The sequence below is a fragment of the Neobacillus sedimentimangrovi genome, from assembly GCF_010614825.1.
Lineage (GTDB): Bacteria > Bacillota > Bacilli > Bacillales > Cytobacillaceae > Neobacillus > Neobacillus thermocopriae.
The window spans coordinates 1-5058 of sequence record NZ_JAAFZF010000083.1 but is presented as its reverse complement, the minus strand read 5'-3'; the positions used below and the strand labels follow the sequence as shown (position 1 = coordinate 5058).

Genomic DNA, 5058 nt, shown 5'->3' with positions numbered 1-5058 from the left:
CAATAAAATGACGCTTAAATTCGTCTGTATAGGTAATCGCCTTATCGCTAACTGATTTTACATAAGGATTCTTCTTTAGTAGTTCTTGTTCTTTTTTCGTTAATAGTCTCTTCGTCATTCTAGTTCCGCTCCAACATCTTTTTTCTCATTATAAACAAAAGTACCCTACAAGAAGGACTTTTTTCAAAGTGTCCATCTTATAGGGTACATTTTACGTCTGGGCAGGGTTTATTTTTACCCATTGCCTTGAAACTTCAATTGAACCTAATTTTTTCAATCTCTTCATCATTTAAAATCCCCTAACAATTTTGTGAAATCTTATTGTAAAAGCTAAATACCTTCTTCTTCAAATCTGTTTATGTCGCTATTATGACCCATAACAATAAGAATATCACCCTTTTGTATAGTATCTTCGGCAGCAGGGGCAACTTTAATTTCCTCCCCTTGTTGAATTCCAACAATATGACATCCATATTTAGCTCTTACGTCTAATTCTAAGATTGTTTTGTTATGTACTTTATTAGAGGCAATAATTTCAACCATACTGTAATCCTGTGACAACTCAAAAAAATCAATGATTTTGTCAGATACAATATGGTTTGCAATACTTATCGCCATATCTCTTTCTGGATGGATAACTCGGTCAACCCCAACCTTTTCCAATACTTTACTATGATAATTATTTTGGGCTTTCGCCCATACTTTAGGTATTCCTAGCTCTTTTAGCATTAAAGATGTAAGGATACTAGCCTCGATGTTATCACCAAACGATACAAAAACGTGGTCAAAATTCCTTATCCCCATTGACCTTAGAACTCCCTCATCAATAGTGTTTGCATGTATAGCTTGTGTTGCATATTGAGAATATTCATTTACCTTTTCTTGGTCTTTATCGACTGCTAATACTTCAGCACCTAATTCAGAAAACTCTTTAACCAAACTCCCACCGAATCGTCCTAATCCAAAAACTGCATATTGCTCATATGAACATTCCTTTCTAATAGCATACAGAAAAAGACCATTCCTAATAAGAATGGTCAATAAATTTATTAACCCTTCTCTCAATACCGCTTACGGAGTTAGCTGTCGGATTAGGGATTGAGAGCATCCCTTCTTAACCTTAATATGTTAAGATTCACCCCAAGATAAACATAAAAGTTTATCAGTAATGGTTCCCCCGTTCAATAATGATTCAGCACAAAGGTTTAGTATTAAAATGATAAATTTAAATTACTCCGTAGAAAGGAAAGTGTCAATATATATTTTTTAAGGATTAAAAAATAGTTCTTAAATATAACCTGTCCCGTTAATGCAGTAAGCGGCGTTTCACAAATATGAATAAATATTAGTGTGTATGCAGATTTACCATTTAGTAATGATTCATAAAGATTAATAAACATACTACCAAAACATACATCAGTTAATTGCCAGAAACAGTCAAAACACTGAAGGAGTTACGAAAAAGAATTGATCATGAATTGATCATTACATGGTTTACTACAATAATTATCGTTACCAATGGAATTTAAAAAGGATGGCTCCTGTACAATACAGAAACCATCTCTTAACTGCTTAATCTCTTTTTTTAATTTGTCCTTGACGTGGGCATCACTTTATATCAACTTTCTCTTCTTTTGTTTATAGTTATTGCACAGTCATCGATGTATCGCAAAAACAACTATAAACCACAGTGAATGAAATTGGTTATTTTCATGGTAGTACAAAGATACTTTGTTCTTTGCTGATTTTGAAGTTTAATAAATGATGATAATACCTCTTAATTGGTTAATCCTACCTCTTCAACTATTGCGCGCTTTTCTAGAGTAACGGAAAAAGTCCAATTTCTCAATTTTAATACTGAGAAATTGGACTTTTTAATATTATAATTTCCTTAACGTTGTAAATCTGCATTTTCCTGACACTACCCCTATAGGATTTATTTTGATGGTAGTATTGAAGGTTGTTGTTTTTTATTCGATCTGTCGATGGGTGCTATTGGTGGCATTATAACAGGCATCGAGTATTTACTGGAGGACTCCAGGATGAAATACGAAGATTGGATAAAAGATTTACGAAAAAAATCTTCATATAAAATGGTAGATCCAAGGGGGTTGTTTACTAAAGATAATTGTTTTGTTGTGGTTGTACAAAATACTGTGACCATACAACTTCGTAGCAAAAAAAAACCAAAAACTAAAAATGGTGGATTATCTAAAAAGGTCGATTTAATCCGAGAAGAACTTATGCCGGATAAATACGACCTTTTTTCGTTATCAAATTCAGAAATTGAAATTGCATAAAAAAATTATGGGAAGGTTTATCTAATGAAAAATACTAAATCAAATAAAAAGGATTATTCATCAATCGCAGCACAAATGATCAAACAATTTATTGAGAGTGGAAAATACCCTCAATTAAAACAAGCAGAAAAGAAAATAAAAATTCTCACTTCTTCGATGAAAGAACGTTTAGAAGCGAGTGAGTGTAAAAGGCATGTTTTTAAGAAACAGCAACTGGTTGGTCGCTTTGTTGCAAAACCAATATATGAGACGGACACAGTAGCCATAAATGAATACCTTTTGACTTAGGACTACTGCTACATGATGTGGAGATCGATAATAAAAAATTCAAGAAAATGACTCTATTTTACAATGATTCAAGACTTCAAATTACCAGATACTGTATTTTGCAAGAAAAATTGCAGAGTTTTGCCACCCTAGTTTGTCAGGCTATTTAGCCTTTGATAATGCATTAGATAAGCGATAACTTCCACCATTGAATGTTAATACGTAAGCGTGGTGTATTAATCGATCTACAAGGGCTCCTGTAAGTCGTGAATCAAAAAAAAATCGATTCCATTGACTAAACTCTAAATTTGACGTAATGATTAAACTTTTCTGTTCATACCAATCGGCAATCAGTTGGAATAATAGTTCTGAACTCTCTTTACTAAATGGAAGATAGCCTATTTCATCCAAAATTATTAAATCTACTTTTTCGAATTTTTTCTATATGAAGGCAATTTTCCTTGTCTAAATGCTTGTTCTAACTGTTTAGTGAGAAGGGAAACACGGAAAAATTTCACCGCATAACCCATCTTACATGCTTTTCTTCCTAATCCTGTAGCTAAATAGGACTTCCCAGTCCCAGGTGCCCCAATTAACACTACATTTTGCTTCTTCTTGATAAACTCAAGACTCATTAATCCTTCTTTATCAATTTGTGCTGAGAAGCGAATTCTTTCTGTCCATTCGTAATTACTTAAACTCTTTGAATCTAGAAATTTAGCATTTTTAATTAAGCGTTGTACTTTTGCTTTCTCACGTAAACGAATTTCTTCCTTAAATAGTACTTCCAAATATTCTGATGGAGAATTAAATTGAATGTTTTCGTAAATATCCGACACATAAGCCAATCGCAGAGATTTACAAATTGAGCGGATAGAGTCATTCATGATTATCACCCCCTCCTAAAGGAGCTAAAGAATCATATTCAGACCAGTCTAATCCGAAAGGATTTTCACTTTCCCCTGAAATTAGATCATAAAATTCTTCATTAATTCTCTTCATATCATGTTTAACCAGTATATCGGATATCAATTATATTGGAGCTCGTCTTGGAGATACAGATAAATCAATTTTGTTAAATACCTATGGACACCTGTCTAAGCGTTCAGAACAATTAAACAATGAGAAAGTAAATGCGTTCATGCGAAGCTGGCTAGAGAAAATACAATAAAATAAAAATAAAGGTTTTTCGAGGTATTCGGACAAAAGTCGGACACTTCATCCGTCAATACTCGAAAAAACCTTTATTTATCAACGATTTTACGCCCTCGGCAGGAATCGAACCCACATTTCAAGAACCGGAATCTTGCGTGCTATCCGTTACACCACGAGGGCAAAATATTAACGACTTACATATTATAATATGATTTCGCAAAATATGCAATAGGCATGTTGGTTTTAAAATGGTGTGATTTGGTTATGCTGATGGATGGAAAGTTGTCGAACAAAAATCAAGGTGAATTGTTTGACCTTTATTGACCATTAGTGTATGATAACAATACATAAGTTTTACATTTCCACTCAAAGGAGGAAAAAAAATGAATTTGATTCCTACAGTCATTGAACAAACCAATCGTGGTGAACGTGCCTATGACATTTATTCCCGCCTGCTAAAAGACCGAATCATTATGCTTGGAAGCGCGATTGATGACCATGTTGCCAACAGCATTGTTGCTCAATTGCTTTTCCTTGAAGCAGAAAACCCTGAAAAAGATATTACTCTTTACATCAATAGCCCAGGTGGTAGCATTACAGCTGGTATGGCTATTTATGATACAATGCAATATATTAAACCAGACGTTTCAACGGTTTGTATCGGAATGGCTGCGTCAATGGGTGCATTCTTACTCGCTGCTGGGCAAAAAGGAAAGCGCTATGCTCTACCTAACTCTGAAGTCATGATCCATCAGCCACTTGGTGGTGCTCAAGGTCAGGCAACAGAAATTGAGATTGCCGCAAAGCGTATTCTTTTCCTTCGTGAAAAATTAAATGGTATTTTATCCGAGCGTACTGGCCAGCCAATCGAAGTAATTCAAAGAGATACTGACCGCGATAATTTCATGACAGCCGAAAGAGCTAAAGAATATGGTTTAATCGATCATATTGTTACTCGCAATCAAATTGAAAAATAAGATTTCCCTATTTAAAGAAAGCAACCGGAAAAACCGGTTGCTTTTTTCTTAGTGGCTAAGTAAGAACTTGATTGATTTTGTAAGAGTGGATGAGAGAAAAAGACAGAAGACTCTGGAGAGAGTTTGAGCGGGAAAAGCGTTAGGAGAGGCTCCTCAGATCTCCCTGGAAATCGAAGTGCCTGACCAATAAAAAAGGGTCCATTGCGGTAGTGACCCCTTAAAGTTAGAGTTTTTCATTATGCAATTAATTGGCTGGTATGAATTCGATATTCAACTGGACTCATACCAGCCAGTTTTTGTTTTATTCGCACATTGTTATAATAATCGATATATTTTTCGATTTTCTTTTTCAATTCTTC

General features: G+C 34.4%; 5 protein-coding genes, 1 tRNA gene, 2 pseudogenes and 1 riboswitch. Of the genes and pseudogenes, 4 read left to right on the top strand and 4 right to left on the bottom strand.

All coding sequences use genetic code 11. The annotated features are described in order from the left end of the window. Positions 1-330 precede the first annotated feature (330 nt). The gene (locus GZA11_RS16010; protein ID WP_374718144.1) at positions 331-1035 is read right to left on the bottom strand and encodes a potassium channel family protein; all 705 of its coding nucleotides are present in this window, start codon (positions 1033-1035) and stop codon (positions 331-333) included. Between the two features lie 18 nt (positions 1036-1053). After that, a riboswitch (cyclic di-AMP (ydaO/yuaA leader) is annotated at positions 1054-1208 on the bottom strand. A gap of 269 nt (positions 1209-1477) precedes the next feature. On the opposite strand from GZA11_RS16010, the pseudogene GZA11_RS16005 reads away from it, so the two are divergent. The 3 genes and pseudogenes from GZA11_RS16005 to GZA11_RS15995 all read left to right on the top strand — a co-directional run. After that, positions 1478-1576 (top strand): annotated as a pseudogene (locus tag GZA11_RS16005) (IS3 family transposase); the annotation flags it as partial. Between the two features lie 466 nt (positions 1577-2042). Next, positions 2043-2300, top strand: a complete 258-nt coding sequence (locus tag GZA11_RS16000) for a hypothetical protein (RefSeq protein ID WP_051968206.1) — start codon at positions 2043-2045, stop codon at positions 2298-2300. 24 nt (positions 2301-2324) lie between these two features. Next, positions 2325-2588, top strand: coding sequence for a hypothetical protein (locus GZA11_RS15995; protein ID WP_038537293.1), 264 nt, complete (start codon positions 2325-2327; stop codon positions 2586-2588). Between the two features lie 141 nt (positions 2589-2729). On the opposite strand, the pseudogene istB reads toward GZA11_RS15995, so the two are convergent. Both istB and GZA11_RS15985 read right to left on the bottom strand, forming a co-directional pair. Further along, positions 2730-3454 (bottom strand): annotated as a pseudogene (istB, locus tag GZA11_RS15990) (IS21-like element helper ATPase IstB). A gap of 376 nt (positions 3455-3830) precedes the next feature. Beyond that, a tRNA-Arg gene (locus GZA11_RS15985) sits at positions 3831-3902 on the bottom strand. A gap of 203 nt (positions 3903-4105) precedes the next feature. Between GZA11_RS15985 and clpP the strand changes: the two genes are divergently transcribed. After that, complete coding sequence (gene clpP, locus GZA11_RS15980; protein ID WP_038537295.1) at positions 4106-4699, top strand: ATP-dependent Clp endopeptidase proteolytic subunit ClpP; 594 nt, start codon at positions 4106-4108, stop codon at positions 4697-4699. A 236-nt stretch (positions 4700-4935) separates the two neighbouring features. Here clpP and GZA11_RS15975 read toward each other — a convergent pair. Continuing rightward, positions 4936-5058: IS3 family transposase (locus tag GZA11_RS15975; protein ID WP_163182820.1), on the bottom strand; the 123-nt coding region annotated here is incomplete at its 5' end.